Genomic DNA, 24,454 nt, shown 5'->3' with positions numbered 1-24,454 from the left:
GTTCAGCCGTTTTTCGCGGGCTTCAAAACAACCGTCCAGCTGCCATCGGTTCGGGTAGAGGAGCACTCGAACGGTATGGGGCTGGAATTGCCGCCGTCGGTGTAGGAGCCGGCCGTGTCGAAGGTGCCGTCCGGCTTTTTGATCGTTGACTTCGTCCCGGGGCTGATGGTGGCGGTGGGGTACTTCTCAGTGAGCCGCATTTCGCAGACGGTGTTGGCCTCATCCACCAGCTCGGCGTCCTGCCCGGTGAGGGCATTCTGCGTGGGTGAGGCTTTCTGCGTGGGTGAGGTCACCTGGGTGCCGTCCGTGGCCTGGGTCGGCGCGGAAGGCTCAACGGACGCCCTGTCCTTTGCCCCTGCGTCCTCGCTTGCCCGGAATGCCTGGGTTGCCACGACGATGGCGATAACGGCAAGCAGGACAACGATTGCCGCGCCGATAGTCACGGTGCGCTTGCGGCTGGATTGGGCCCTCGGCGTCTCAGTGCTCATGGAAGAACCTCTCTCGAACCGGACCGGCTCATCACCGGTGAGGAGCAGGCGCGCCAATACTGCACCCGGCAGCGCACCTGCGTCGAATAATATCCGGTAGACCCTGCGATTTGGTTGGGACCACACGAACTGGCGGTTTGAGGCTATCCACATACGAGCGGCCCGCGCTGGTGGCACGGATGCCGGGTCGCCTACGGTGGAAGGCATGTCACGCCGGACCGCTGGACCTGCAGCCAGCGATCCGTCGCGCAGCCCGGCAGGCCTGCGTCCGCCCGAGGGGGCCGAGCCGGCGGCCCCTGCCTCGAGCCGGCAACCCGCCAGCCGCCTGGCGGCGAGGCTCGGTGCCCCGCAGGTCGGTGATCCCTTCACGGAGCGTGCCGGGCTGCTGGAAATGGGGGACGGCCGGGGATTCTCCTACCGTAGCGGAGACAGGGCAGCCCGTGACTTCCGGGATTCCCCCGCCTCCCACCCTTCCGGCACGGCCGAAGCCCGTGTCAGGTGGCGCCTGGGGGTCCGGGCCGCGGTGCTGCTGGGCATCATGTCATTGCTAGTAGGTGGTTGGTTCTGGTGGCGGGTTGCGGCCACGGAACCGGAAGTTGTCCCCTTGGGCGCCGTGACGACAGGGGTCGCGGCCACGCCTGATGCGGGTGCGGGCGGCGCGGAAGAGGACGTCAGCGACGACGCCGGCGGTCCGGCCGAATCCGGAGGCCCCGGATCTGGCCCGGCCTCGGACGCTCCTTCCGGAAGCGTGGTTGTACACGTTGCCGGCGCCGTGAAGAGAACCGGCGTGGTGAAGGTTCCGCGGGGCGGCCGGGTCCACGAGGCGATTGCGGCAGCCGGCGGCGGAACTGCGGACGCGGACCTTAACCGGCTCAACCTTGCTGCGGAACTGGAAGATGGCGAGAAGATCTACGTCCCACGCCGAGGGGAAGCAGCACCGCCCGAAGCAGTGCCGCAGGGGGCGCAGCCTGGCGGATCGGGATCGGGTTCTTCAGGGACCGGGTCCGGTGCGTCCGCAGCGGGAGGCAGGAGCGGCAGCACCGCGGCCAAAACCAACCTGAACAGTGCAAGCGCCGAGGAACTGGGAAGCCTGCCGCGGGTGGGTCCGGTGCTCGCCCAACGCATCGTTGACTGGCGCGCGGAGCACGGCCCGTTCAAGACAGTGGAGGAGCTTGACGCCGTGGACGGAGTAGGACCCAAAATGCTGGAAACGCTGCTCCCGCTGGTGACGGTCTGAGATGGACGGCAACCCTGCACGGAGGACCAGTAGATGGCACCGGTACGTGGAGGCGGCCGTCAGCCCGGCTTTCGGCGAACCGGCTGCCGGAGGCCCGCCCCGGCGCTCCGGCTTCCATCCGCCACCGTCCAATGGAGGGCCTCCGGCGGCTTCCGGAGTGGTTGGTTCCGGTGCGGTTGCTTCGGGACCGGTCCGGGCGACGGGTCCGCTTGGCCCAGCCCTCCTGCAGGGAATCCGGGACCAGCTGCGGGCACGGCTGTTGCCCGAGCAGCGAGCCACCGATTCGGCCGACGAGAGACGGCGACGGCTTGACCTCCGGCTGGTCCCGCCTGCCTTAGTCGTGTGGGCGGCTGCGGGAGCCGGCCTCTGGCTTAATCCGGCCTGGCTCCTTGGCCTGTGCTGTGCCCTGGCGGCGGGCGCCGGCGTCCTGCTCCTCCGTATTCTCCGGCGCCGCAAGGCGGGAGGGCGCCCTCACCGGAGCTTCCTGCTGACGATGATGGCGGCCCTGCTTTTGGCCGTGGCCGCCGCAGCCCACTCGGCTGTCTCCTCGGCGCAGAAGCATGACGGTCCGGTGGCAGGAGCCATTGCGGCACGCGCGTCCGTTGTGGCGGAAGTGGAAATAGCCGGCGCCCCGCACGCCCTCAGAAGGCCGGGGGCGTCCGGATTGTCCGAACGCTGGGCGGTCAATGCCACGGTCAAATCACTGACCGCCCGGGGCCAGCTGCTGCGGGCCGGCGCCGCGGTGGTCATCATGGGCGGGGAGGACTGGCAGCGTGTGGTCCCCGGCCAGCTGGTCCGTGCTGCCGGGAAGCTGCGCCCTCCCGATGCCGGAAAGGTGGAGGCCGGCATCCTTGCTGCGTCCTCGGCTCCCGTAACCATCAGGGCCGCGGACGTTTGGACGGCAGAACCTGCATCACTGGGCAGGCGATTCGCGGGGGCTGCCGCCTGGTTGGACGCCGATGCCAGAGGACTCCTGCCAGGCATGGTCACGGGTGACGCCAGCGGACTCGATGAACAGCTGAAAACAGCCATGAAGACTGTAGGACTGACCCACTTGACGGCCGTGAGCGGGGCGAACTGCAGCCTGATCCTGGGCGCCCTGCTCCTCGCGGCCCGCAGCCTCCGCCTCGCCAGGGTTCCGGCCGCGGCGCTTGCCCTGGCCGGCCTCGGACTGTTTGTGCTGATGGTGGGGCCGGATGCCAGCGTGCTGAGGGCCGCACTGATGGGGGCCATCGCCTTGGCTTCTCTTGCCGGCGGAAGAACCGGACGCGGCCTGAGCTTCCTGTGCCTGGCTGTCATCGGCCTCCTGCTCATAGACCCGGGACTCGGCACGAGCTTCGGATTCCTGCTGTCCGTACTGGCCACACTCGGCATCATCGTGCTGGGGCGGCAGATCGCGGACTGGATTCCGCGCGCCGTCCCGCGCTGGGTGGCCGCGGGCCTCGCCGTGCCTTTGTCGGCCCAACTGCTGTGCGGGCCTGTCGTCGTCCTGCTGCAGCCCCAGTTCGCCACCTACTCGCTGCCGGCCAATGTACTCGTGGCGCCGCTCGTTGCCCCGGTCACTATCCTGGGAACCGCTGCGGTGCCCCTGGTGCCGCTTGTTCCGTGGCTGGCCACGGCACTGATCGGCGTTGCCGGCTTCTTCGCGTCAGGCGTCGCCGGGGTGGCCAGGTTCGCCGCCGGTTTTCCCGGTGCGGCTCCGCCCTGGCCCGAGGGGGCGTTCGGGCTGCTCACCATGGTGCTGTTTTCTGCCTTGACCTTGATTGCCGTCTGGCAGGCTGCCCACCCGGCCCAAACACGAGGGCTCATTTTTGCCGCCCACCGCGCCACTGCAGCTTCGCTGGAGCAGGTGCTTCAACGAAGGACCCGACGGCGCGGCTCGGCCCGCTCCGCCCGGCGCGGCTTGGTGCAGCCGTTGCGCCGTGGCAGGCTTAGAGTCTGCAATCCGTATCCCGGGAGGAACCAACAGTGGCCGCTGCCCAGCCCCAACGATCCAAGACGTCGGCGACGAATTCGGCCACCTGGCGGGACGTGACGCCAGCGGGAGTGGTGCTGATCACGGGTCCGGAGGAATACCTGGGCATCCGTGCCATGGACCGGGTCCGCTCGCAGGTCCGGGCCGCCGCTCCGGACGTCGAGCTCTCCCGGCTCAACGCAGGAAATTATGAGCCCGGGTCGCTCGCCATGAACGTCAGTCCGTCCCTGTTCGGAGAGAGCAAGCTGATCGAGGTCGAAGGCCTGGAGTCGATGAACGACGCTTTTCTCGCTGACGGACTGACGTATCTGGCTCGCCCGGAACAGGACGCGGTTCTGGTCCTTCGGCACGGCGGGGGAGTCCGTGGCAAGAAGCTCTTGGACGCGGTCAAAGCAGGGGGATGGCCTGTTGTTGACTGCCAGCCGCTGAAGAAGGATGCGGAGAAGACCGCGTTCGTGGTGTCGGAGTTCAAGGCAGCATCCCGGCGCATCGAACCTGAAGCGGTGCAGTCCCTCGTGAACGCCGTTGGCGCCAGTCTGTCCGAACTCGCTGCGGCCTGCAGCCAGCTTATTTCCGACGCCTCGACGGCGGTGGACGCAGAAATGGTTGAGCGCTATTACGGCGGCCGGATCGAGGCCACCGCTTTCAAAGTGGCGGACGCAGCCATGGCCGGCAACGGGCCGGTGGCGCTGTCCACCCTGCGCCATGCTCTGGCCACGGGGGCTGACCCGGTTCCGCTGGTGGCGGCACTGGCCGCGAAGCTGCGGACCGTCGCCAAAGTAGCCGGCGCCCAAGGGTCCTCAGCGCAGATTGCCAAACACCTCGGCATGCAGCCGTGGCTCGTGGAACAGGCGCAGCGTGACGTCCGGAGATGGACGCCTGAAGGCCTGGCCCGTTCCATCCAGGTGACGGCAGAGGCCGACGCGCAGGTCAAGGGCCTCTCGCGTGACCCCGTCTACGCGGTGGAGCACGCTGTCACGGTGATCTCGACGGCTGCCCGCCGCCGCTAACCACCGCTCGCCGCCACCGTCACCGCCGCCGGAGGGGCTGGGCACGTTAAAGAGATGTGGCCGGCACCAATGGTGCCGGCCACAAGCATCAGTTCAGTTGAACTGGAAAACCTTAGAGTGCGTTGACCTTCTTGGAGATCGCCGACTTGCGGTTTGCAGCGTTGTTCTTGTGAAGAACACCCTTGCTGACAGCCTTGTCCAGCTTACGGCTGGCAGTAACGAGCGCAGTAGCAGCGGCATCCTTGTCGGTGGACTCAACGGCTGTGTTGACGGCGCGGATGGCCGTCTTCAGCTCGGACTTGACTGCGTTGTTGCGCAGGCGAGCCTTTTCGTTGGTCAGGATGCGCTTCTTCTGGGACTTGATATTTGCCACGTGTGAACTCTCTTTTTAATGCGGAAATGGTCTAGAGGGCTTTCAGGTTGGCCATTGACTGAGCGGCGTGGGGATACCTATGGCGACCAACCATGAGTGGCCGTCGACCTGCACGGACACACAGCTATGAATAGTAGCAGAATCCGTGCTGAAGACGCCATTTGTCCAGCTCCGGCGCGCCCAATCATCGATTCCGGGACATCACTTCCAGCCGTGGTGTTCCCTCAACGCATCGGCCACCAGGAAAAATTGGCTCCGGTCCAGAACTGCGCCCTCCCGCCTGATGTCCGAAGGGCGGATCTGGAGGACGCGGTTGAGTTTGGCCTCGCTGGGACGCCATTGCCGGTCCCACGGCCCTCTGCCGATGTCGACGTAGTCGCGGCTCCCGCGTGGATGGCCGTCGTGGTCCTTGCTGGTCAGCATCAGGCCGAGCAGATAGCGTCCGTGGTTTCCAACCAGCAGGACGGGGCGGTCCTTCCCGCGGGAATGGTCCTCTTCATAGGGGACCCAGGTCCACACCACCTCACCGGGATCGGGCCGGCCATCGGGGGAGGGGGAGTATCGCAGGGCCGCCGTGCCGCGGAAATCGCCCGGATATGGGGCCGACAAGCCCGCGGTTCCCGCCCGGGCACCCGCCTGCCCCGGTGCGTTGTTCCTCCCGGGCCGCGGTGTCCCCTTCGGGTCCGGCTTCCGGGCTGGGGAGCCGGCGAGGAAGCGAAGCGAAGCCCGGACGGCGTTGCCGAGGGTACGGAAGTTCAGAGCCATGCCGGCAACGATACCGCCGCCCTGTCAGTGCGCCCAGGACACCCACATCTGTGTGGCATGCGGAATGTACGGCGGGGGGCCCGAACGTGGGAGACTAGAGGTTCAGATATGCGGCAGCATCAGGATGGCCCGAGTACGGCCGGAATGACGCCGCGGAAATGCCAACAGTAAGGACCCTGCGTGTCTCCCATGGCCCGCACCGCCCCGGTGCCCGCCGCGACAGATCCGGCCATCATTCGGAACTTCTGCATCATTGCGCACATTGACCACGGTAAATCCACCCTGGCCGACCGCATGCTGCAGTACACCGGCGTCGTTCAGTCCCGCGACATGAAGGCCCAGTATCTGGACCGCATGGATATCGAACGTGAGCGCGGCATCACCATCAAGTCGCAGGCTGTCCGGATGCCGTGGGAAGTTGAGGGCACCAGCTACGCCCTGAACATGATTGACACGCCCGGCCACGTCGACTTCACCTACGAGGTCTCCCGATCGCTGGCCGCCTGCGAAGGCGCAGTCCTGCTCGTGGACGCGGCTCAGGGCATCGAGGCCCAGACCCTCGCCAACCTGTACCTGGCGATGGAGAACAACCTCACCATCATTCCGGTCCTCAACAAGATCGACCTCCCCGCGGCCCAGCCCGAGAAGTACGCGGCGGAACTCGCCAGCCTCATCGGCGGCGACCCGGACGATGTGCTCCGTGTCTCGGGCAAGACCGGCGCTGGCGTCGAGGTTCTGTTGGACAAGATCGTGCGAGATCTGCCCGCCCCCGTAGGCGATCCCAACGCCCCTGCCCGCGCCATGATTTTCGACTCTGTCTACGACACCTACCGCGGTGTCGTCACGTACGTCCGCGTGGTTGACGGCATGCTGCACCCGCGTGAGCGGATCCAGATGATGTCCACCCGCGCCACCCACGAACTCCTCGAGATCGGCGTGAGCGCCCCGGAGCCCACACCCTCCAAGGGCCTGGGCGTCGGCGAAGTGGGCTACCTGATCACCGGCGTGAAGGACGTCCGCCAGTCCAAGGTCGGCGACACCGTGACCAACCTGGCCAAGCCTGCCGCGGAGTCCCTCAGCGGCTATGCCGACGCCAAGCCCATGGTCTTCTCCGGCCTCTATCCGCTGGACGGCACCGACTACCCGGTGCTCCGCGATGCGTTGGAGAAGCTGATGCTCAACGACGCCGCGCTGATCTATGAGCCGGAAACCTCGGCCGCGCTGGGCTTCGGATTCCGTGTGGGCTTCCTGGGGCTGCTGCACCTGGAAATCACCCGTGAGCGCCTCGAACGCGAGTACAAGCTGGATCTGATCTCCACTGCCCCCAACGTGGAGTACGAAGTGACACTGGAGGACAAGAAGGTCGTCCATGTCACCAATCCCAGTGAATACCCCACCGGCAAGGTCGCTGAAGTCCGCGAGCCGATGGTGTCTGCCACCATTCTCGCCCCGAACGAGTTTGTCGGGGCCATCATGGAGCTGTGCCAGAGCCGCCGTGGCGTCATGGGCGGCATGGACTACCTCTCCGAGGACCGGGTGGAAATCCGGTACCGCCTGCCGTTGGCCGAAATCGTCTTTGACTTCTTCGACATCCTCAAGTCCAAGACGCGCGGCTACGGCTCGCTTGACTGGAAAGCCGACGGCGAGCAGGTGGCCGATCTGGTCAAGGTGGACATCATGCTCCAGGGCGAACAGGTGGATGCCTTCAGCGCCATCACCCACCGGGACAAGGCGTACGCCTACGGCGTGATGATGACCGGCAAGCTGCGCGAACTCATTCCCCGCCAGCAGTTCGAGGTGCCCATCCAGGCGGCCATCGGTTCCCGGATCATCGCCCGCGAAAGCATCCGCGCCATCCGCAAGGACGTCCTTGCCAAGTGCTACGGCGGTGACATCACCCGCAAGCGCAAACTGCTGGAAAAGCAGAAGGAAGGCAAGAAGCGCATGAAGATGGTGGGCCGTGTGGAAGTGCCGCAGGAAGCCTTCATCGCGGCTCTCACCACGGACGAATCCAAGGACAAGGCCAAGAAGTAGTGATGACCGTGGCCGGAACCTCCGGAGACTGCTCCAGTGCCTAGCGTTCTACCCCTCGGTGACCCCGCGCCGTCGGACGGCCTGCTCCCGCAGCAGGCTGCCGACGGCGCCGCCCGGCGGGGATTCGGGCTTTACGTCCATATCCCCTTCTGCGCCGTCCGTTGCGGCTACTGCGACTTCAATACCTACACGGCGACCGAGCTCGGCGGCGGGGCATCCCAGGATGCGTACGCGTCGACGGCCATTGCCGAGGTGGAGTTCGCCGCGCGGGCCCTGAAGGAGTCCGGTTTGCCGGAGCGCAAGCTCCGCACTGTCTTTTTTGGCGGGGGCACCCCCACGCTGCTGCCCGTGGAGGATTTGGCCAGAATTCTGGGCGCTGCCGTAAGCCAGTGGGGCATCGAACCCGGCGCCGAGGTGACCACGGAGGCCAATCCGGACTCCGTCACACCGGAATCACTCCAGCTCCTGGCCGACGCCGGCTTCACCCGGGTTTCGTTCGGAATGCAGTCGGCCGTGCCGCACGTCCTGAAGGTCCTCGACCGCACGCACACACCGAGCCGCGTGCCGCTGGTGGTGCAGTGGGCGCGGGACGCGGGACTCGCCGTCAGCCTCGACCTGATTTATGGCACGCCGGGTGAATCGCTGGAGGACTGGCGCTTTTCCGTGGAGACGGCGCTGTCCTACCGGCCCGATCACATCAGCGCCTACGCGCTGATCGTGGAGGACGGGACCAAGCTTGCGGCGCAGATCCGCCGGGGTGAAGTTCCCGGGATCGACGACGACGACCACGCCGCCAAGTATGAGCTCGCCGACCAGATGATCTCCGACGCCGGCCTCCACTGGTACGAGGTCAGCAACTGGTCCGCCACTCCCGGACAGGCGTGCCGGCACAACCTTGCCTACTGGCGCGGGGACGACTGGTGGGGGATCGGACCGGGCGCGCATTCCCACGTGGGCGGCGTGCGTTGGTGGAACGTCAAGCACCCCACCGCCTATGCGAACAGGCTGACCGCCGCAGTGTCGCCTGCTGCGGGACGCGAGACGCTCGACGCCGAAACGCGCGACGTGGAAAAAGTCATGCTGGAGGCCCGTCTCGCCTCGGGACTTGCGGTCAGCTCGCTGTCGGCCTCGGGAAAGCACGCTGTGGCCGGACTCATTGCCGACGGCCTCGTGGCACCCGCCGAAGCGTTCAAGGGCCGGCTGATCCTGACGCTCAAGGGCCGGCTCCTGGCTGATGCCGTCGTGCGCCGTATCCTGCCCGACTAAACCGCTGGAAGCCACACCCCCAGAAGGCGGAACCCGCTGAACAAAGCAGCGGCCCCTGACCCCGGACGGGGTCAGGGGCCGCTGCTGCCTGGGCGGCTACTTGATCCAGCGCAGGTTGTACTGGTAGCGGTGCGGCTGGCCCCGGTTGACGTGGATGCCGGCTGACACCGAGAAACAGGCAAGTGCAATCCAGATCAGCGTTGCGAGCACGGCGAACAGATTGCCCACCACAGGGAGCAGCACCAGGATGTTGGCCAGGAAGGCCGCGATGGTGGGAGGCAGCGTGAAGTTTAGGGCTTCCTTGGATTCCTGGGCGGTGAACGGCCCGCGGTCGCGGAAAATCAGGTAGATGAGCAGCGCCGGCACGCAGCCGAGGATGCCGCCGAAGTGGGCCAGTGTTGCCCACTGCCTGTCCTCGCTTGCGGTGAGCGGAAGCGCGTTGGCAGGAACGCCATGGTACTGGGGCAGGTCCGGGCCCGACTGGGGCTCCCTGCGGTCGCGAGCGTCTTCTGCCACGGTGTCTTCCTTAAACTTGCGTTGGTGCGATATTGCCGGTGGTTCAGGTTTGTGGCCGGCCGGTGGCACCGGACGGCGGCAGCGCAAAGGCGCCTTTCCAAGAATACTGGGTCCGGCGCGGAATGGACGACCGCCCAGCAGGGCCGTCGCCAGGCCAAGCCAAGCGCGACTGTTCCTCTAGCCGTGAGCGGCGTTCAACCCTTTGGCGTAGGCGGCCTGCCCCACGTGCTGGAGGCAATCGGCAATCGTGCTGACCAGCCGCACACCAAGAGTGACGGGCGGGTCCCAGCGCCTGTCAACGATGCGGTCGAGATCCTCGTCGCCGAGACTTCTTAGGAACTCCGCGGTCTGCCGGTGAACGGCCTCGTGGTACTCGAGCAACAGCTCCGGCGTCGCCTGCACCGCATCGACCTGGCCGGTCGAATGGCCGTAGCCGGTGTCACGTTCGGGCAGCGGCAGGCCGAACCGGGCGGCAAACCCCTGCGAGGTCCAGACTTGTTCCAGGCCGGCTGGGGAGGAGACCTGCGCGTCCTCCACCCGGCTGAGGTGCCAGATCAACCACGCGATCGAGTTTCCGGCGCCTCCGGGCCGACGGACCAGGGACTCGTCGTCGACCCCTTCAAGAGTGGCGGCGACGGTGTCACGGATCCGGACGAAGGCGTCCAGCAACAGTTCGTTGGATTTCATCGAGTCCCCTCACTCTGCACTTTCAGTGCCCTCATGCTTGCATGGAAGCGACATCACCGGATAGGGCCCCGCTTCGCGGCTCCGTCACGAAGTTTCGCCAGAAGCAGTCGATTCGACCTGCAGCCGGACCCGGCTCGGGCGGGGGATTCACTTGCTTGACCTACCGTTTATCGAGAGAATCTCACTGTTGTTCGATGTAATAGGAGACATTGTGGGAAAGCTGACCATCCTTACGCTTCGCATGGTGCTAGCGATGGTGCTCGCCGGCCCGCTGTTCGTGCAGGTCGTAATGGTGCCGCTACTGGCCGTCGACCTGGAGGAACTCGGCCCGGAGGCAGCCGGTGTGCGCGTACCGCTCCTCGTCATAGCGGTTCTGGGTATCATGACCATCCAGGTCACTCTGCTGTGCGTGTGGCGCTTGCTGACGATGGTGGGTCGGGGAACGGTGTTTTCCCATGCCGCGTTCCGGTACGTGGACGTCGTGTTCGGTGCAGTCGCGGCCGCCTCCCTGCTCATGTTCGGACTTGCCGTCATCCTCGCGCCGGGTGAAGCCGTTCCGCCCGGCGTCGTCCTCCTGATCTGCGGAGCGTCCGTGATGATCGCCGGGATGGCGTTGATCGTCCTCGTGCTTCGGGCGCTGCTCGACCAAGCGGTCACCCGCGAAGCCGAGGCGCATCACCTGCGGACAGAGCTGGACGAGGTGATCTGATGCCGATCGTCGTCGACATCGACGTGATGCTGGCCAAACGTAAGATGTCCGTGGGCACCCTCGCGGACCGCGTCGGAATCACGCCCGCCAACCTGGCGGTGCTCAAGAACGGTCGAGCCAAAGCGGTGCGCTTTACGACGCTCGCCGCACTGTGTGAGACGCTCGGCTGCCAGCCTGGAGACCTGCTGCGCTGGGAACCGGAGGATTCGGCGGACCTGACGTCAGCAGACGACGGCGGTGACCGGCCGCTCGCGCGTGGCAGCTCGGAATCGTGAGCTGCGCAGATTATTCATTGCCGGAGGTCCTCAAGAGCGGCATCATCATCCTGTCTTACAAGGTGCAGCACGACGGTAGGTGGTCATGGCGACGGAACGCCACCCTGGGCACCCGGCGAATTCAAGCCCACGGTGACGTCCCGTCGTCGTACTACTTCAGCGGCATTCAGAGCGGTGAGAGGGCGGGGCGCGCCCGCCCGATTCAGGCCTGGTTGAAGCGAATCATATTGCCGGAAGGGTCGCGGAAGGCACAGTCGCGCGGGCCCCATGGCTGGACGATGGGTTCCTGGAGGACCTCCGCGCCGGCGGCCCGGACCGCCTCGAACGTGGCGTCGAGATCGTCCGTGCGGAAGACGATGTTGGGCAGGACGCCCTTGGTGAGCAGCTGCTGGTACGCGTCGCCGTCGTCCCGGGAGCGGCCGGCGTGCGGGACGGACAGCACGAGCTCCAGATCGGGCTGGGCAGCGCTGCCGAGAGTGACCCAGCGGTGTCCGTCGGAGCCGACGTCGTTGCGCACGTCCAGGCCTAGAACGTCACGGTAGAACGCGAGCGATTCGTCGAGGTCGTTGACTGTGATGTGTGAGTACTGAAGTGAAATGTTCATATCTCACACGCTATTGCAGGGGTCGCGGGGACGCTTCTTCAATCCTGCTCGGCTTGCGATCGGGCCGTGTGTGCTGCCTGGCGATGCACGACGGCATAGCCTTCACTGCATGGTGTTCGCGGGCCCGGTATGCGCTGGGTGTCATGCCCACGATCTCGGTGAAGCGTGAGCTGAAGGAACCCAGCGAGGTGCAACCGACCTCCATGCAGGCATCGGTCACGCTCATCCCGGCGCGCAGCAGGGCCATGGCCCGCTCAATCCGCCGCGTCATGAGGTAGTTGTACGGGGTCTCGCTGTAGGCGGCCTTGAACTGGCGGGAGAAGTGCGCCGGCGACATGAGGGCGCCGGCGGCCATGGTGGGCACGTCAAGGGGCCGGGCGTACTCGCGATCGATCAGGTCGCGGGCCCGGCGCAGATGGGCCAGGTTAGCGAGTTCCTGCGGCGTCATGCCGCCAGTCTAGCTAATTGGTGGAGTAGGGTGTAGGCGACTTGGGGCACTCACGCCGCCGGCCCGTCTCGCTCCGGACGAACCTGCCCGGAAACCATCCTGACGCCGGCGGCCTGAGCCCGAAGGGCTTCAACATTGCTTCCGCCCTCTTAACAGTCAACGCCTCATGCGTCTGCAGGGCACGCGTAATCTCTACCTGACTTTCTGCCCCTGCGGCTACGCATTTGCGCAGGCGGGCAGAACCGGCCGGCCTCCATTCCCAGAGGGGTCGCTAAGATTGGCGGCACAGAAGTCCCGAAAGTTGATCAGCCCGACGATTGGCGACGATGGCTCAGTCAGCCAATGCGGCTTCTGAGTTGAATTGTCCGGGCCTGGTGGATAGCTGCCAGGGAAACGGCGCTGGCCGTGAGCCTGAGGGCGTGGACCCTGTACCACCGCCTCAACAACGGTTTGCGGCGCAGCTGGCTGAGCGGTTGTGGACTGAAGAACAGGTCGGGGTTGATGAACCGAAGCAGATACGCGGTAGCGGCCGCACCGGCCGTGGAGCTGGCGGCAGCCACTACCAGCCAGACCCTGCTGTTGGAATGATTCCACCCTGCAACGAGGGCAGCAATGGCCACAGGGGCGTTGATCGGGGCGATCGGCACGTAGTAGCGGCCGGGGCTTCCCGATCCAAAGGGCGACCGAGGGAGTTCACGGCTTGCTTCCGAGGCCGCGACCCGGTGCGGGACTTTAACGAGGGCCTCATAGAGATTGCCGAAGAACCAGTGCGCGTGGCTGAACTCCGCGACACCCAAGAGCCGATCAGCGAGTAAATCTCGACGGCCTGAAGCACGAGGTCCCATGCACACAATGTACCGCCGCGGCTCAGCGCCGGGCCATGTAGTTCATGCGGGCGGTCGCCGGGACTGCGGCGTTTGGAGCGTCGGGGCGTGGAAACTATTGAACGTCATGGAGGTCCGCAAGTGTCAGCGCAGGCGGTGAATTTCCGTCGATGTCCAGTACGCCGAAATCCTTCGCAACCGCGGCGGCGACAAGCACCTGGCCGGTCCGCGCGATCAGCTTCGGGTCGTGGAACAGCGCATTGATCACGCGGCCGATGAACTCAGGACTTTCGCTGGTCGAGAGATCGAACGCACCACTTTCCGCCGCTGCCAGGACCGACTCGGTTCGAACCAAGCCGGGATAGAGCGAGATTACCGGAATAGCGAACGGTTTCAGCTCGACGGCCATGTCGGACGTCATCTTGTCCGTCGCTGCTTTTGCGATGCCGTAGATCGTGTTGCCGAGGTGACGCTGCGCAGACCAGAAGCTGATGTTGATGATCAAGCCGCGGTGCCGCGGCGTCATTAGGCGCGCCGCGTGCGACGAACATACAAATGCCGCGCGCACACCGGCGTCCATCATGCCGGTCCAGCGATGCGGCGGTTGATCCCAGAACGGCGCAGCCCACGTGAAGGCGCCCCCTTCGACCATGTTCTCGTAGCCGCCCCAGGCGCAGTTGACGAGGAGATCGAGGCATCCGCACTCGGACCGGATCGCTTCAAACACACGTGCAGTCTCGTCGTCGTTGAGATGATCGCATTGCAGGCGGCGTATCTCCAGCGGCAGGTCCGCCTGGTCGATCGAGCGGCCAGTGCCGTAAACGCGGAACCCTGCTGCCAGAAGGCCACGTGCGATGCCCCGGCCGACTCCCCGGCTTGCACCGGTCACGAGAGCAACGTTTCCCGCCGGCGCTTCGTTGCGTTCGTGATCGTTGGTCATGCTAACCGGCCCCGCTTACCTTCCGTTCCGCGACCCATGATACGCCGGAGCTGGCGCCTTGGGCCGGCATCGTTCAGGGTTCGCTGCGATGGCCTGCCGACCGTGACAAGCGCCAATGTTCCCATATCGTTGAGCGGGTGATCGATGAGGGCGCGGAGACAACTAACGGCTGGGTGGACGTACCCCACGCGAAGATCTACTGGGAAGGCACAGGGGATCCCAAAGGTGTGCCGGTCCTGTACCTGCACGGAGGCCCAGGCGGCTCCCTTGGCAAAGGGGGCTACCGGAAGCGACACGACCCGGCCCGGTTTTGGACCATAGGTTTGGACCAGCGCGGGTGCGGAAAAAGCCTTCCGACAGTCCAGGACGACCTCGGCCGCCTGTCCCAGAACACCACGCAGGCCCTGCTCGACGACATCGAAGCGGTGCGCGGGCACCTCGGAATCCAGAAGTGGATTGTCACCGGCGTCTCGTGGGGCAGCACGCTCGCTCTCGCCTACGCGCTCAGGCATCCTGATCGGGTACTTGGCATCGGATTGGTGGCGGTCACAGCGACAAGCCGCGACGAGGTGGGGTGGATCACCGACGGCGTCGGACGTATCTTCCCCGAAGCCTGGGAGGACTTCGCACATGCCGCCAAGGCAAACCCGGGCGAACGTGTAGTGGATGCCTACGCCCGCCGGCTGGCCGGTGTGGACCGCGACGATGCCCGGTCCGCCGCCTTGGCCTGGGAGCGCTGGGAGTCCACGCACATTTCCCTGGACCCGTACTGGCAGCCTGGCCCCATGTTCGACGACGAGCGCGAGCGCATGACGTTCGCGCTGCTGGTCACCCACTATTGGTCCAACGACGGATTCCTGGCTGAAGGGCAGGAAATCATGCGGCGGGTTCATGAGCTCGACGGAATTCCCGGCTACCTCATTCATGGTCGCCGGGACATCAGCGGCCCTGTCATCACCGCCTGGAAGCTTCACCAGCGCTGGAAAGGCAGCCATCTCGTCATCGTCGAGGGCGAGGGGCATGGTGGTCCTGAATCCATGAAGGCTCTAGCCCAGGCTGTCGAAGAGATCGCGGCCGGGTAATAAACGGTCTTTGGATGGGGCCGGGCGTCGAAATCGGCGGTCCCGGCAGGTCCCTAGGGCACCGTAAGGAAGTCGATGACCTCTTCCACCCGGCCCAGCAGGGCCGGTTCCAGATCGGCGTAGGTCCGGACCGCACCGAGGAGCTTTTGCCAGCCCAGGCCGATGTCTTCCTTCGTGGAGTGCGGCCAGCCGAAGGCCGTGAGGATCCCGGTCTTCCAGTCGGTGCCCCTGGGGACCACCGGCCACTGCGCGATGCCCAGGACGGACGGCCTGATGGCCTGCCAGACATCCACGTACGGGTGGCCCACAATGAGCACGTTCCCGGCCGCACCGGGCGAGGCCATGACGGCTTCTGCGATCCTGGACTCCTTGGAATCCGAGACGAGGTGGTCCACAAGGACCCCCAGCCTCCGCCCGGGACCTGGGCGGAACGCGGCAACCGCGCCGGCCAGGTCGTCGATGCCGTGCAGGGGCTCGACGACGATTCCCTCCACCCGGAGGTCGTCGCCCCAGACTTTTTCCACCAGTTCGGCGTCGTGCTTGCCTTCCACCCAGATGCGGCTGGCCTTGGCAACCTGGGCACGCTGGCCCTCCACCCGGACCGAACCCGAAGCCGTGCGGGCGGCCGTGGCGGAACCTGCGCGTTTGGCCGCCGGTGCCGGCGGCATTAGCCGGATGGGCCTGCCCTCCAGCAGGAACCCGAACCCGAGCCTGAAGGACCGTGACTTGCCGCGGCGGTCCTCGAGCGCCACGACGTGCATGCCGCCGGACTTCTCCACTCGCGTCACCGCCCCGACCCAGCCGGACTGGACGTCTTCCAGCACCATTCCGCGCTCGACCGGGACCTCCGGCAAATCGTTCTTGGCGGGCGCTGCAATGTCCTGCGGGCCCCAGGTCTGGTAATGCATAGTTCACACCGCTTTGCACTAGGAAGTTGCCGCCACGGGCCTGGAACCGGCCTCCGGCGGAATCTGCCCGGAATTTCGCCCGGAGCGGTACCAATGCTAACAACGGGCGGTCTCATATTAGACTTGTTAGCACTTAGGCATGTCGAGTGCTAACGATGGGTTTGTCGGGCGCCCCCTGCCCCTGCCCAGTAACGGTCGATCGGAGGTGGACTGTGAGCGAGCCACGCAAGCTCGAGGTGCTGCGCGCCATTGTCGAGGACTATGTCCATTCCCGGGAGCCCGTGGGATCGAAAGCCCTCGTCGAGCGCCACCATCTTGGGGTCTCAAGCGCCACCATCCGCAATGACATGGCGGCGCTCGAAGACGAGGGGCTCATCACCGCTCCGCACACCAGCGCCGGCAGGATTCCCACCGACAAGGGCTACCGGCTCTTCGTGGACCAGATTTCGGCCGTCAAACCTCTGTCTCAGGCCGAGCGCCGGGCCATCCAGTCACTGCTGGAGGGGGCCGACGACCTCGACGACGTCCTGGACCGGACGGTAAGGCTCCTCGCGCAACTGACCAACCAGGTCGCCGTCGTGCAGTACCCGCACCTGAGCCGCGCCGTGCTGCGGCACATTGAATTTGTGCAGCTCGCCCCCCGGAAGGTCCTCATCGTGCTGATCGCCGACTCCGGGAAGGTCGAGCAGCGGGTCATCGACGTCGGCCAGGAACTCGGCGACGACACGCTGACCGCGCTGCGGACCCGGTTCCTCACGGGCGTCGCAGGCACAGCACTGACCATGCTGCCGCACCACCTCGCCGCTGTCGTGGCGGGCTGCGCTCCGGCGGAGCGTCCGGCCGCCGTCGCCCTGAGCAAGGCCCTGGAAGGGCTCGCGCACAGCAGCAGGGAAGACCGGATGGTCATGGCCGGCACCGCGAACCTGGCCAGGTCCAACGTGGACTTCCCGCTCAGCATCGGACCCGTTCTCGAGGCCCTCGAGGAGCAGGTGGTCATGCTGCGCCTCCTCAGCGACATGGCGCAGGACCCCCGCGGAGTGGCCGTGAGCATCGGCAGGGAGAACCCTTACGACGGACTCGCGGAGGCGTCGGTGGTTGCCACCGGCTACGGACCGGACGCCACCGCGAAGATCGGCATCCTTGGGCCCACCCGGATGGACTATCCCACCACCATGGCCGCCGTCCGTGCGGTGGCCCGCTACCTTTCGAGGATTCTCGGACCGTGACCCCACGGCCCAGTGAACCCCGCACCCCAGGCAACACAACCAGGAAGAGATACGAACTTTGAGCAGCCACTACGACGTTCTTGGAGTCTCCCCGGAAGCCACCGGAGAAGAGATCAAAAAGGCCTACCGCAAGCTGGCCCGCACCCTGCACCCGGACGTCAACCCGGGGGAGGACGCCTCGGAACGGTTCAAGGCCGTCACCCACGCCTACGAAGTGCTGTCCGACCCGCAGAAGCGCAGGGTCTATGACACCACGGGCAACGAGAATGGCACGGACAACGGCTTCGGCGGCGGCAATTACGCCGGCCAGGGCTTCGCGTTCCAGGATATATTCGACACCTTCTTCGGAGCCGGCGGAACCTCGGGCCCGGCTTCCCGGGTGCGCAGGGGACAGGACGCCCTCATCAGCGTTCGGATCGACCTGCGTGACGCAGTCTTCGGCGCCAACAAGAAGCTGGAAGTCGACACTGCCGTCACCTGCCCCACCTGCGAGGGTTCCTGCTGCCGCGAAGGCACACACCCTGAACGCTGCGACATCTGCGGCGGCAGCGGCCAGGTCCAGCGCGCAGTGCGCTCCATCCTCGGCCAGGTCATGACGACGGCCCCCTGTGGTTCCTGCGAAGGCTTTGGCACCGTCATCAAGGACCCTTGCAACGAGTGCAACGGCCAGGGCCGCATCCGCAGCCGCCGGTCGCTGACCATCAAGGTTCCTGCGGGCGTCGCCACCGGCACGCGCATCCAGCTTTCCGGGCAGGGCGAAGCCGGCCCGGCCGGCGGTCCTTCCGGCGACCTCTACGTGGAAATCCGGGTCAACAACGACCCCACCTACGTCCGCGACGGCGACGACCTCCACGCCACGTTCAACATCCCCATGACGGCTGCGGCCCTGGGCACAGAGATGAGCCTGGACACCTTCGACGGAAAGCAGGAAATCGACGTCAAGGCGGGTACCCAGTCCGGCGAGATCATCACCCTCCGCGGCCTCGGGGTCACGCACCTCCGGGGCTACGGCCGCGGCGACCTCAAGGTGCACCTGCAGGTCGAGACGCCATCCAAGCTCGATCCGGCCCAGGAAGACCTGATGCGTCAGCTGGCCAAGCTCCGCGGCGAGCAGTTCTCCGAGGGCAAGCTCGCCGCCAGCGGCGGCGTCTTCGCGAAGCTGCGGGACCGCCTCGGTAACCTGTAGCGGTGAGCAACCCCGTATTTTTCACCGCCGCCGGAACGCTCGACGGCGCCCATCCCGGCTCGCTGTTCGTGCTGGACGGAGCGGAAGCGCGGCACGCCGTGACAGTCAAACGGCTGGCCGTGGGGGAGGCGGTCGACATCGCCGACGGTGCCGGCCGGCGCCTCACCGGGACAGTGGAGCGAGTAGCGCCGGGAGAACTGACCGTGGAGTGTTCTTCCGTCACGATTGAAGACCGGCCCGGCGTTCGCCTGGTGCTGGTCCAGGCCCTTGCCAAGGGCGACCGTGACGAACTGGCGATCGAGACGTCCACGGAGCTTGGCATCGACGCAGTCGTCCCGTGGCAGTCGGAACGTTCGATCGTGAGGTGGAAGGCCGAGCGGGCGGCCAAGGCCCACGCCAAGTGGCAGTCCGCCGTGTCCGCCGCCGCCAAGCAGGCACGGCGGGCCTGGATCCCGGAGGTGCGTGCCGCCGTCGACACCCAGGGACTGGCCGCGCATGTGGCCGAAGCCGCCCTTGCTGTGATCCTCCACGAAGATGCGGTGAAGCCACTGCGCGGGGTGCTGGAGGCCTGGCGTGCGGCCGGCCTGCCGGCGGATGGCCCTCAGGAGATACTCCTGATCGTAGGGCCCGAAGGGGGCATCAGCCCGCGCGAAGTCACCAAACTGTGCAGCGCCGGCGCCGTGACCGCTCTCCTGGGACCGCACGTGCTGCGGTCATCCACGGCCGGGCCGGCCGGCGTCGTCATCGCAAGTGATGTTTTGGGCCGCTGGTAGCGGCGGTCAGGTAGTACACGCGATCCGGCAGCAGGCGCTGTCCGGCAGCAGCTGTCAGCGGACCGCGAAGCCCCGGGTGTCCACGTTGAGTTCGTCGTCTGCCTGCCTGCGATCGATCTGCGAGACGCGGATCTCGTAGTTTCCCGGGGCCAGGTTGACCGTCAGGCCGAAGACTCCTGAAGCATCCGCCGCCGCGGCCGCGGTGGCCTCGCCGTTAAGGTACTTCTCCTTGTCGCCGTTCTCCTGCACCTTCAGGATCTGCCAGCGCAGCTTGCCACCGGGAACCGTGCTGCGGCCGTTGATCTTGACGCGGCCGTCGGCGACGTCCACCCCCTCCTGGGGGTCAATGATCCACACCGGGGCCACCATCCCGGCACTGCGTGCCATGGGGGCGCCAAGCTTGACGTGCTTGAACGCCAGGTAATCGGTGTGGCCATCCACAAGGATCACCACTTCAATCTGCTGGCCGGCGTCGATCAGGCCGGAGCTCGCCCCGGCAGCCGTCGCGGTGTACACGAGTTGCTGGATGGCCCGCTGCGCCATGTCGGCGTCGAGATTGCTGTTGAACGCGTCGGCGGAAACGTCCACGGTGATCACGTTCGTGCCGGAGATGGACGTGGCCAGGCTCTTGGGGTTTTGCCAGGGCGTAAAGAAGTCCGGATCAAGCGGAGTTTCGGACATCATGGCCCGGAGTGCCCGCGTGATGGGGTTTTCCTCGTCCGGCACATCCCGGAACTCCCGGTACAGGAAGGTGTTGGTGTTGCTCCGCCCAATCCAGTAGACCGGCGCCTTGTTGGAGGACTGCATCGTTTCCAACGGGGCGCTGGTGGTGGGAACGCCGTCCGTGCCCGCCGCCTTCAGCGACTGGGAGGGAACGTTCGATGATGTGACCGCGGGATCAGGGTCGGCGACGCACCCCGACAGGAGCAAAGCGGCAGGAAGCAGCCCAAGCGCCAGCGCGGAACGCATCCGCGCTGCTGCTTTCGGGCCGGTGGTTCCTGGCTCCCTGATGTCCCTGATCCCTTCGAATGGCCGGTAGGTTGCCCGACGAGGGCGGCCGGCAACGGGTGTCGCCGGCGGCTGCGGGCAGGCGGAACCAATGCCCGCCGTCTGTCATTCCAGCATTGCACAAGGCCCCCGGGCGCAGGGCGCCTTTGCCCGCCGGGGCCGGAACTGCAACGGGAACGATATGAGGCCGATGCAAAGTTGATACCTAAATGCGGGAACCCCCTTACCGAAAAGGCTGCCGCTGTCGCTGCACCGGACGGTGAGGGCACCCGCACGCTGGCGTAAGATGGAAGGACTCAGAAGGGTTATTTCGAACTGGAGGGAACCAGAGGCCTGCGGGCCAGCACCATGACTGAATCAGCAAACGGAAAGCGCCGCCTCAACACCGGGGACCGCACCACAGGTGACTTCCCGCATACCCTGCCCGGTGTCCGGACGGAGGTGGTCATCTTCGACAACTCTGATCAGATGGTTCAGTCCCTCGGCAGCCACGACGAGGCCCTCCGCTTCATCGAAGAGCAGTACCCGGCCGTGAGTTTCCACGTCCGGGGCAACGAGCTCTCCATCAGCGGGCCTGCCGCCGACGTTCCGCGCATCATGCGGCTGCTTCACGAAGTGCGCGGTCTTGTGGCCCGCAGCACGGTGATCACTCCTGCCGTGCTCCAGCAGCTCGTCCTTCTGCTGCGCAGCCAGTCGCTGCAGAACCCGGTGGACGTCTTGACCCACGACATTCTGTCCAGCCGCGGCAAAACCATCCGGCCCAAGACGCTGAACCAGAAGAACTACGTGGACGCCATCGACACCAACACGGTGATCTTCGGCATCGGCCCGGCCGGTACGGGAAAGACTTACCTGGCGATGGCCAAGGCCGTGCAGGCGCTGCAGCAAAAGGAAGTCAGCCGGATCATCCTCACGCGCCCGGCAGTGGAAGCCGGCGAGCGGCTAGGGTTCCTGCCAGGCACGCTCAGCGACAAGATCGATCCCTACCTCAGGCCGCTGTACGACGCCCTGCACGACATGATTGATCCCGAATCCATCCCGCGGCTCATGGCGGCGGGAACCATCGAGGTTGCCCCCCTTGCCTATATGAGGGGCCGTACGCTCAACGACGCCTTCATCATCCTGGATGAGGCCCAGAACACGACTCCCGAACAAATGAAGATGTTCCTCACCCGGCTTGGCTTCGGGTCGAAGATGGTGGTCACGGGTGACGTCACCCAGGTGGACCTGCCGTTCGGAACGCGCTCCGGACTGCGGATTGTCGAAGAGATCCTGCAGGGCATAGACGATGTCAACTTTACCGTTCTGGACGCGGCGGACGTGGTGCGCCACCGGCTGGTCGGCGACATCGTCAACGCCTACAGCATCTGGGATGAAGTGCAGCGAAACCGGGTCAAGCATTCCGTTCCCCGGGAGCGGCGGGGAGAACACGCATGAGCATCGAAGTAAACAACGAATCCGGCGTCCAGGTGGACGAGGCCCAGCTCGTGGCGCTGTCCCGGTTCATCTTCGAGCAGCTGTACATCCATCCCCAGGCCGAGCTCTCCATACTGCTCGTGGATGAGCCCGCCATGGAGAAACTCCACATCGAGCTCATGGACGAGCCCGGCTCCACGGACGTGCTCTCCGTCCCGATGGACGAACTGACGCCTGGCACGCCGGACAAGCCCACGCCCCAGGGGATGCTGGGCGACATCGCCATCTGTCCCCAGGTTGCAGAGGTCCAGGCACGCAACGCCGGCCACTCCACCCAGGACGAGATGCTGCTGCTCGCCACGCACGGGATCCTGCACCTGCTTGGCTATGACCACGCGGAACCGGAAGAAAAAGAAGAGATGTTCGGCTTGCAGCGTGAGCTGCTCGCGACGTTCACCGGCAAAGAAGCTCCGTCCGAGACCATCAAGTGATATCCCTGCTCCTTGTCTGCATGGCGCTGGTGTTCCTCGCTGCCGCAGCACTGCTGACGGCCGCCGAGGCGGCGTTCAGTTTCCTTCCGCGCCATGATGGCGAACAAGCACTTCTGAAGAGCCGCGGCACCGCGCTCCGCCGGATCCTGGACCAGCCCATGACGCACATGCGCGCACTCCGGTTCTGGCGCATCTGGTTCGAAACGGCCTCTGCTGTTGCGGTTGCGGTGCTGCTTTACAGCCTGCTGGACAACGTCTGGCTCGCCGGACTGGCCGCGACAGGCATCATGGCAGTTCTCGGCTTCGTGATCGTCGGCGTCTCTCCGCGGCAGCTGGGACGCACGCACTCGGCCGGAGTGGTGCTGTATTCAGCGCCGCTGATCAGGTTCCTCGCTTGGGTGCTCGGGCCCATTCCTGCCTGGCTCGTCAGGCTAGGCAGTGCTGTGGCCCCCGGCGCGCCCGGGGGAGACGAGGCGTTCTTCAGCGAAGAAGAGTTCCGTGAGCTCGTGGACCGGGCCACCGAGTCGGACATGATCGAGGACAACGAAGCCGAACTCATCCAGTCCGTCTTCGATTTCGGGGACACCCTGGTCCGCGCCGTCATGGTGCCGCGCACCGACATCCTGAGCATCGACGCCGGCTCCACCCTGCACCGGGCGATGTCGCTGTTCCTCCGTTCCGGATACTCTCGGATTCCCGTCATCGGAGAAAATACCGACCAGATCCTGGGCATCATCTATCTGAAGGACGTGGCAGCCGCCATCCACGCCCTGGCCCCGGAAGAGGAACCGCCACTGGTGGACGCGCTGGCCCGTGAGGTCCGGTACGTCCCCGACTCCAAGCCCGTGAGCGACCTCCTGCGGGAGCTGCAGAAGGAGTCCACGCACGTTGCCATCGTCATCGACGAGTACGGCGGAACGGCCGGCCTTGTCACGCTCGAAGACCTGATTGAAGAGCTTGTCGGCGAGATCGTGGACGAATACGACACCGAAAGCGCCGAAGTCGTGGACCTCGGCGACGGCACGTACCGGGTCAGCGCCCGGATGAGCATCGACGATCTCGGCGAGCTCTTCGACCTCGAACTCGACGACGACGAAGTGGACACCGTGGGCGGCCTGCTGGCCAAGGCCCTGGGCCGCGTCCCGATCGTCGGCAGCACCGTGGAAGTCGACGGCGTCTCGCTCCGGGCGGAGCGGCTGGAAGGCCGCCGAAACCGCGTCAGCCACATCATTGCGGCCGCCGTTCCAAAAGGCGCCGTTCCGAACGATACTGACCTTGAAGACCTTCTCGACAAGGCAGAACCATTGCAACAGGGAGTTCCACGTGAGCAAGCAGAATAAGGCCGACGGCGGCGCACCCTCCGGCGGTTTCCACGCCGGGTTCTCGGTTCTGGTAGGCCGGCCGAACGCCGGAAAATCAACGCTGACCAACGCGCTGGTAGGCAAGAAAGTCGCCATCACCTCCGCCAAGCCGCAGACCACCCGCCACACGATCAGGGGCATCGTCCACCGCGATGACGCCCAGCTGATACTGGTGGACACGCCGGGCCTGCACCGTCCGCGCACCTTGCTTGGCAAGCGCCTCAACGAACTCGTCGCCGACACCCTCGCCGAGGTCGATGCGATCGGTTTCTGCCTGCCGGCCAACGAGAAGATCGGCCCGGGCGACAAGTTCATCGCCGCCCAGCTCGCCGCCGTCGGCAACAAGCCCATCATCGCGATCGTGACCAAGGCCGACACCGTGGACCGCCAGGCCCTGACCGAGCAGTTGCTGGCCGTCGCCGCCCTGGGCCGTGAGGTCCTCGGCGAGGACGGCTGGAAGGACATCGTCCCGGTCTCGGCCACCGACGGCTTCCAGGTCGAAACCGTGGCCGACGTCCTGATCAGCCATATGCCGTCGTCGCCGCCGCTCTATCCGGACGGCCACCTGACGGACGAACCGGAGGCCGTGATGATCGCCGAACTCATCCGGGAAGCGGCGCTCGAAGGCGTCCGCGACGAATTGCCGCATTCCCTGGCAGTGGTCGTTGACGAGATCGTTCCGCGTGAAGGACGCCCCGAAGACCGGCCGTTCCTCGATGTCCGCGTCAATCTGTACGTGGAGAGGCCGTCCCAGAAGGCCATCATCATCGGCAAGGGCGGCGCCCGGCTCCGGGAGGTCGGGACCAACGCCCGCAAGGGGATTGAGGCGCTGCTCGGCGCCCGGATTTACCG

Annotated in this window: 26 protein-coding genes; 15 read left to right on the top strand and 11 right to left on the bottom strand. The window is 65.9% G+C overall.

Annotation, left to right across the window (positions count from 1 at the left end):
* Positions 1 to 2: 2 nt before the first annotated feature.
* Positions 3 to 488 (bottom strand): hypothetical protein, encoded by a 486-nt coding sequence (locus tag LQ144_RS15875; RefSeq protein WP_230119670.1) that lies wholly within the window; start codon positions 486 to 488, stop codon positions 3 to 5.
* Between the two features lie 205 nt (positions 489 to 693).
* On the opposite strand from LQ144_RS15875, the gene LQ144_RS15870 reads away from it, so the two are divergent.
* The 3 genes from LQ144_RS15870 (at position 694) to holA (ending at position 4,710) form a co-directional block, all read left to right on the top strand.
* On the top strand, positions 694 to 1,725 hold the full coding sequence (locus LQ144_RS15870; protein WP_230119669.1) for a helix-hairpin-helix domain-containing protein: 1,032 nt from the start codon (positions 694 to 696) through the stop codon (positions 1,723 to 1,725).
* Between the two features lie 157 nt (positions 1,726 to 1,882).
* A complete protein-coding gene (locus LQ144_RS15865; RefSeq protein ID WP_230119668.1) occupies positions 1,883 to 3,760 on the top strand; it encodes a ComEC/Rec2 family competence protein in 1,878 nt (625 codons plus the stop codon).
* A complete protein-coding gene (holA, locus tag LQ144_RS15860) occupies positions 3,694 to 4,710 on the top strand; it encodes a DNA polymerase III subunit delta (RefSeq protein WP_230119667.1) in 1,017 nt (338 codons plus the stop codon). Before LQ144_RS15865 ends, holA begins: the two co-directional genes overlap by 67 nt.
* Positions 4,711 to 4,822: 112 nt before the next feature.
* On the opposite strand, the gene rpsT is transcribed toward holA, so the two are convergent.
* Both rpsT and LQ144_RS15850 read right to left on the bottom strand, forming a co-directional pair.
* Complete coding sequence (gene rpsT, locus LQ144_RS15855; RefSeq protein WP_230119666.1) at positions 4,823 to 5,083, bottom strand: 30S ribosomal protein S20; 261 nt, start codon at positions 5,081 to 5,083, stop codon at positions 4,823 to 4,825.
* Positions 5,084 to 5,284: 201 nt separating this feature from the next.
* Positions 5,285 to 5,848: a type II toxin-antitoxin system PemK/MazF family toxin gene (locus tag LQ144_RS15850; protein WP_230119665.1), complete on the bottom strand. Its 564-nt coding sequence runs from the start codon at positions 5,846 to 5,848 to the stop codon at positions 5,285 to 5,287.
* A 180-nt stretch (positions 5,849 to 6,028) separates the two neighbouring features.
* Here LQ144_RS15850 and lepA point away from each other — a divergent pair, with 180 nt between their 5' ends.
* Positions 6,029 to 7,882 (top strand): translation elongation factor 4, encoded by a 1,854-nt coding sequence (lepA, locus tag LQ144_RS15845; protein ID WP_230119664.1) that lies wholly within the window; start codon positions 6,029 to 6,031, stop codon positions 7,880 to 7,882.
* A 36-nt stretch (positions 7,883 to 7,918) separates the two neighbouring features.
* A complete protein-coding gene (hemW, locus tag LQ144_RS15840) occupies positions 7,919 to 9,148 on the top strand; it encodes a radical SAM family heme chaperone HemW (protein WP_230119663.1) in 1,230 nt (409 codons plus the stop codon).
* A gap of 96 nt (positions 9,149 to 9,244) precedes the next feature.
* On the opposite strand, the gene LQ144_RS15835 is transcribed toward hemW, so the two are convergent.
* Entirely contained in the window at positions 9,245 to 9,664 is a 420-nt protein-coding gene (locus tag LQ144_RS15835; RefSeq protein ID WP_230119662.1) for a DUF4870 domain-containing protein, read from the bottom strand.
* 177 nt (positions 9,665 to 9,841) lie between these two features.
* Positions 9,842 to 10,351 (bottom strand): DUF664 domain-containing protein, encoded by a 510-nt coding sequence (locus tag LQ144_RS15830; protein WP_230119661.1) that lies wholly within the window; start codon positions 10,349 to 10,351, stop codon positions 9,842 to 9,844.
* A gap of 211 nt (positions 10,352 to 10,562) precedes the next feature.
* Here LQ144_RS15830 and LQ144_RS15825 point away from each other — a divergent pair, with 211 nt between their 5' ends.
* Positions 10,563 to 11,060: a DUF2975 domain-containing protein gene (locus tag LQ144_RS15825; protein ID WP_230119660.1), complete on the top strand. Its 498-nt coding sequence runs from the start codon at positions 10,563 to 10,565 to the stop codon at positions 11,058 to 11,060.
* The gene (locus LQ144_RS15820; protein WP_230119659.1) at positions 11,060 to 11,335 is read left to right on the top strand and encodes a helix-turn-helix transcriptional regulator; all 276 of its coding nucleotides are present in this window, start codon (positions 11,060 to 11,062) and stop codon (positions 11,333 to 11,335) included. The genes LQ144_RS15825 and LQ144_RS15820 overlap by 1 nt, the downstream gene beginning before the upstream one ends.
* A 202-nt stretch (positions 11,336 to 11,537) precedes the next feature.
* On the opposite strand, the gene LQ144_RS15815 is transcribed toward LQ144_RS15820, so the two are convergent.
* From LQ144_RS15815 to LQ144_RS15800, 4 genes are all read right to left on the bottom strand, one after another.
* A complete protein-coding gene (locus LQ144_RS15815) occupies positions 11,538 to 11,939 on the bottom strand; it encodes a VOC family protein (RefSeq protein WP_230119658.1) in 402 nt (133 codons plus the stop codon).
* 10 nt (positions 11,940 to 11,949) lie between these two features.
* Positions 11,950 to 12,387 carry a helix-turn-helix transcriptional regulator gene (locus tag LQ144_RS15810; RefSeq protein ID WP_230119657.1) on the bottom strand — a complete coding sequence of 146 codons (438 nt, stop codon included), beginning with the start codon at positions 12,385 to 12,387 and terminating at the stop codon, positions 11,950 to 11,952.
* A 335-nt stretch (positions 12,388 to 12,722) separates the two neighbouring features.
* A complete protein-coding gene (locus LQ144_RS15805; protein ID WP_230119656.1) occupies positions 12,723 to 13,232 on the bottom strand; it encodes a hypothetical protein in 510 nt (169 codons plus the stop codon).
* A 94-nt stretch (positions 13,233 to 13,326) separates the two neighbouring features.
* Complete coding sequence (locus LQ144_RS15800) at positions 13,327 to 14,151, bottom strand: SDR family NAD(P)-dependent oxidoreductase (RefSeq protein ID WP_230119655.1); 825 nt, start codon at positions 14,149 to 14,151, stop codon at positions 13,327 to 13,329.
* A 137-nt stretch (positions 14,152 to 14,288) separates the two neighbouring features.
* Between LQ144_RS15800 and LQ144_RS15795 the strand changes: the two genes are divergently transcribed.
* The gene (locus LQ144_RS15795) at positions 14,289 to 15,233 is read left to right on the top strand and encodes an alpha/beta fold hydrolase (protein WP_230119654.1); all 945 of its coding nucleotides are present in this window, start codon (positions 14,289 to 14,291) and stop codon (positions 15,231 to 15,233) included.
* 53 nt (positions 15,234 to 15,286) lie between these two features.
* Here the strand turns inward: LQ144_RS15795 and LQ144_RS15790 are convergent, their stop codons facing one another.
* Positions 15,287 to 16,141: a DUF3097 domain-containing protein gene (locus tag LQ144_RS15790; RefSeq protein WP_230119653.1), complete on the bottom strand. Its 855-nt coding sequence runs from the start codon at positions 16,139 to 16,141 to the stop codon at positions 15,287 to 15,289.
* A gap of 212 nt (positions 16,142 to 16,353) precedes the next feature.
* Between LQ144_RS15790 and hrcA the strand changes: the two genes are divergently transcribed.
* The 3 genes from hrcA to LQ144_RS15775 are packed head-to-tail and all read left to right on the top strand — an operon-like array spanning position 16,354 to position 19,326.
* Positions 16,354 to 17,367, top strand: a complete 1,014-nt coding sequence (gene hrcA, locus LQ144_RS15785; protein WP_230119652.1) for a heat-inducible transcriptional repressor HrcA — start codon at positions 16,354 to 16,356, stop codon at positions 17,365 to 17,367.
* Positions 17,368 to 17,425: 58 nt separating this feature from the next.
* Positions 17,426 to 18,553, top strand: a complete 1,128-nt coding sequence (gene dnaJ, locus LQ144_RS15780; protein WP_230119651.1) for a molecular chaperone DnaJ — start codon at positions 17,426 to 17,428, stop codon at positions 18,551 to 18,553.
* Between the two features lie 2 nt (positions 18,554 to 18,555).
* Positions 18,556 to 19,326: a 16S rRNA (uracil(1498)-N(3))-methyltransferase gene (locus tag LQ144_RS15775; RefSeq protein ID WP_230119650.1), complete on the top strand. Its 771-nt coding sequence runs from the start codon at positions 18,556 to 18,558 to the stop codon at positions 19,324 to 19,326.
* Positions 19,327 to 19,380: 54 nt separating this feature from the next.
* Here LQ144_RS15775 and LQ144_RS15770 read toward each other — a convergent pair whose 3' ends face one another.
* Positions 19,381 to 20,295, bottom strand: a complete 915-nt coding sequence (locus LQ144_RS15770; protein ID WP_230119649.1) for a GerMN domain-containing protein — start codon at positions 20,293 to 20,295, stop codon at positions 19,381 to 19,383.
* Positions 20,296 to 20,682: 387 nt separating this feature from the next.
* On the opposite strand from LQ144_RS15770, the gene LQ144_RS15765 reads away from it, so the two are divergent.
* The 4 genes from LQ144_RS15765 to era form a co-directional block, all read left to right on the top strand.
* Positions 20,683 to 21,771, top strand: coding sequence for a PhoH family protein (locus LQ144_RS15765; protein WP_230119648.1), 1,089 nt, complete (start codon positions 20,683 to 20,685; stop codon positions 21,769 to 21,771).
* Entirely contained in the window at positions 21,768 to 22,241 is a 474-nt protein-coding gene (ybeY, locus tag LQ144_RS15760) for an rRNA maturation RNase YbeY (RefSeq protein ID WP_230119647.1), read from the top strand. Before LQ144_RS15765 ends, ybeY begins: the two co-directional genes overlap by 4 nt.
* The gene (locus tag LQ144_RS15755) at positions 22,238 to 23,581 is read left to right on the top strand and encodes a hemolysin family protein (protein ID WP_230119646.1); all 1,344 of its coding nucleotides are present in this window, start codon (positions 22,238 to 22,240) and stop codon (positions 23,579 to 23,581) included. The genes ybeY and LQ144_RS15755 overlap by 4 nt, the downstream gene beginning before the upstream one ends.
* Positions 23,565 to 24,454, top strand: an 890-nt coding sequence (gene era, locus LQ144_RS15750; protein ID WP_230119645.1) for a GTPase Era, incomplete at its 3' end; no start/stop codon positions are given. The genes LQ144_RS15755 and era, both read left to right, overlap by 17 nt.

Origin of the sequence: Arthrobacter sp. Bi83, from assembly GCF_918698095.1 — a bacterium.
In the GTDB taxonomy this organism is placed as follows: domain Bacteria; phylum Actinomycetota; class Actinomycetes; order Actinomycetales; family Micrococcaceae; genus Arthrobacter.
The sequence above is the reverse complement of the archived record's forward strand: the minus strand, read 5'-3'. Positions and strand labels throughout refer to the sequence as shown.

What these genes read in the sequence shown, in the direction of transcription:
- LQ144_RS15790 (WP_230119653.1), bottom strand. Translation starts at nt 16,141, where the DNA reads ATGCATTACCAGACCTGGGGCCCGCAGGACATTGCAGCGCCCGCCAAG.
- LQ144_RS15805 (WP_230119656.1), bottom strand. Translation starts at nt 13,232, where the DNA reads ATGGGACCTCGTGCTTCAGGCCGTCGAGATTTACTCGCTGATCGGCTC.
- LQ144_RS15770 (WP_230119649.1), bottom strand. Translation starts at nt 20,295, where the DNA reads ATGCGTTCCGCGCTGGCGCTTGGGCTGCTTCCTGCCGCTTTGCTCCTG.
- LQ144_RS15875 (WP_230119670.1), bottom strand. Translation starts at nt 488, where the DNA reads ATGAGCACTGAGACGCCGAGGGCCCAATCCAGCCGCAAGCGCACCGTG.
- LQ144_RS15830 (WP_230119661.1), bottom strand. Translation starts at nt 10,351, where the DNA reads ATGAAATCCAACGAACTGTTGCTGGACGCCTTCGTCCGGATCCGTGAC.
- LQ144_RS15820 (WP_230119659.1), top strand. Translation starts at nt 11,060, where the DNA reads ATGCCGATCGTCGTCGACATCGACGTGATGCTGGCCAAACGTAAGATG.
- ybeY (WP_230119647.1), top strand. Translation starts at nt 21,768, where the DNA reads ATGAGCATCGAAGTAAACAACGAATCCGGCGTCCAGGTGGACGAGGCC.
- LQ144_RS15850 (WP_230119665.1), bottom strand. Translation starts at nt 5,848, where the DNA reads ATGGCTCTGAACTTCCGTACCCTCGGCAACGCCGTCCGGGCTTCGCTT.
- LQ144_RS15810 (WP_230119657.1), bottom strand. Translation starts at nt 12,387, where the DNA reads ATGACGCCGCAGGAACTCGCTAACCTGGCCCATCTGCGCCGGGCCCGC.
- LQ144_RS15815 (WP_230119658.1), bottom strand. Translation starts at nt 11,939, where the DNA reads ATGAACATTTCACTTCAGTACTCACACATCACAGTCAACGACCTCGAC.
- LQ144_RS15870 (WP_230119669.1), top strand. Translation starts at nt 694, where the DNA reads ATGTCACGCCGGACCGCTGGACCTGCAGCCAGCGATCCGTCGCGCAGC.
- LQ144_RS15765 (WP_230119648.1), top strand. Translation starts at nt 20,683, where the DNA reads ATGACTGAATCAGCAAACGGAAAGCGCCGCCTCAACACCGGGGACCGC.
- LQ144_RS15800 (WP_230119655.1), bottom strand. Translation starts at nt 14,151, where the DNA reads ATGACCAACGATCACGAACGCAACGAAGCGCCGGCGGGAAACGTTGCT.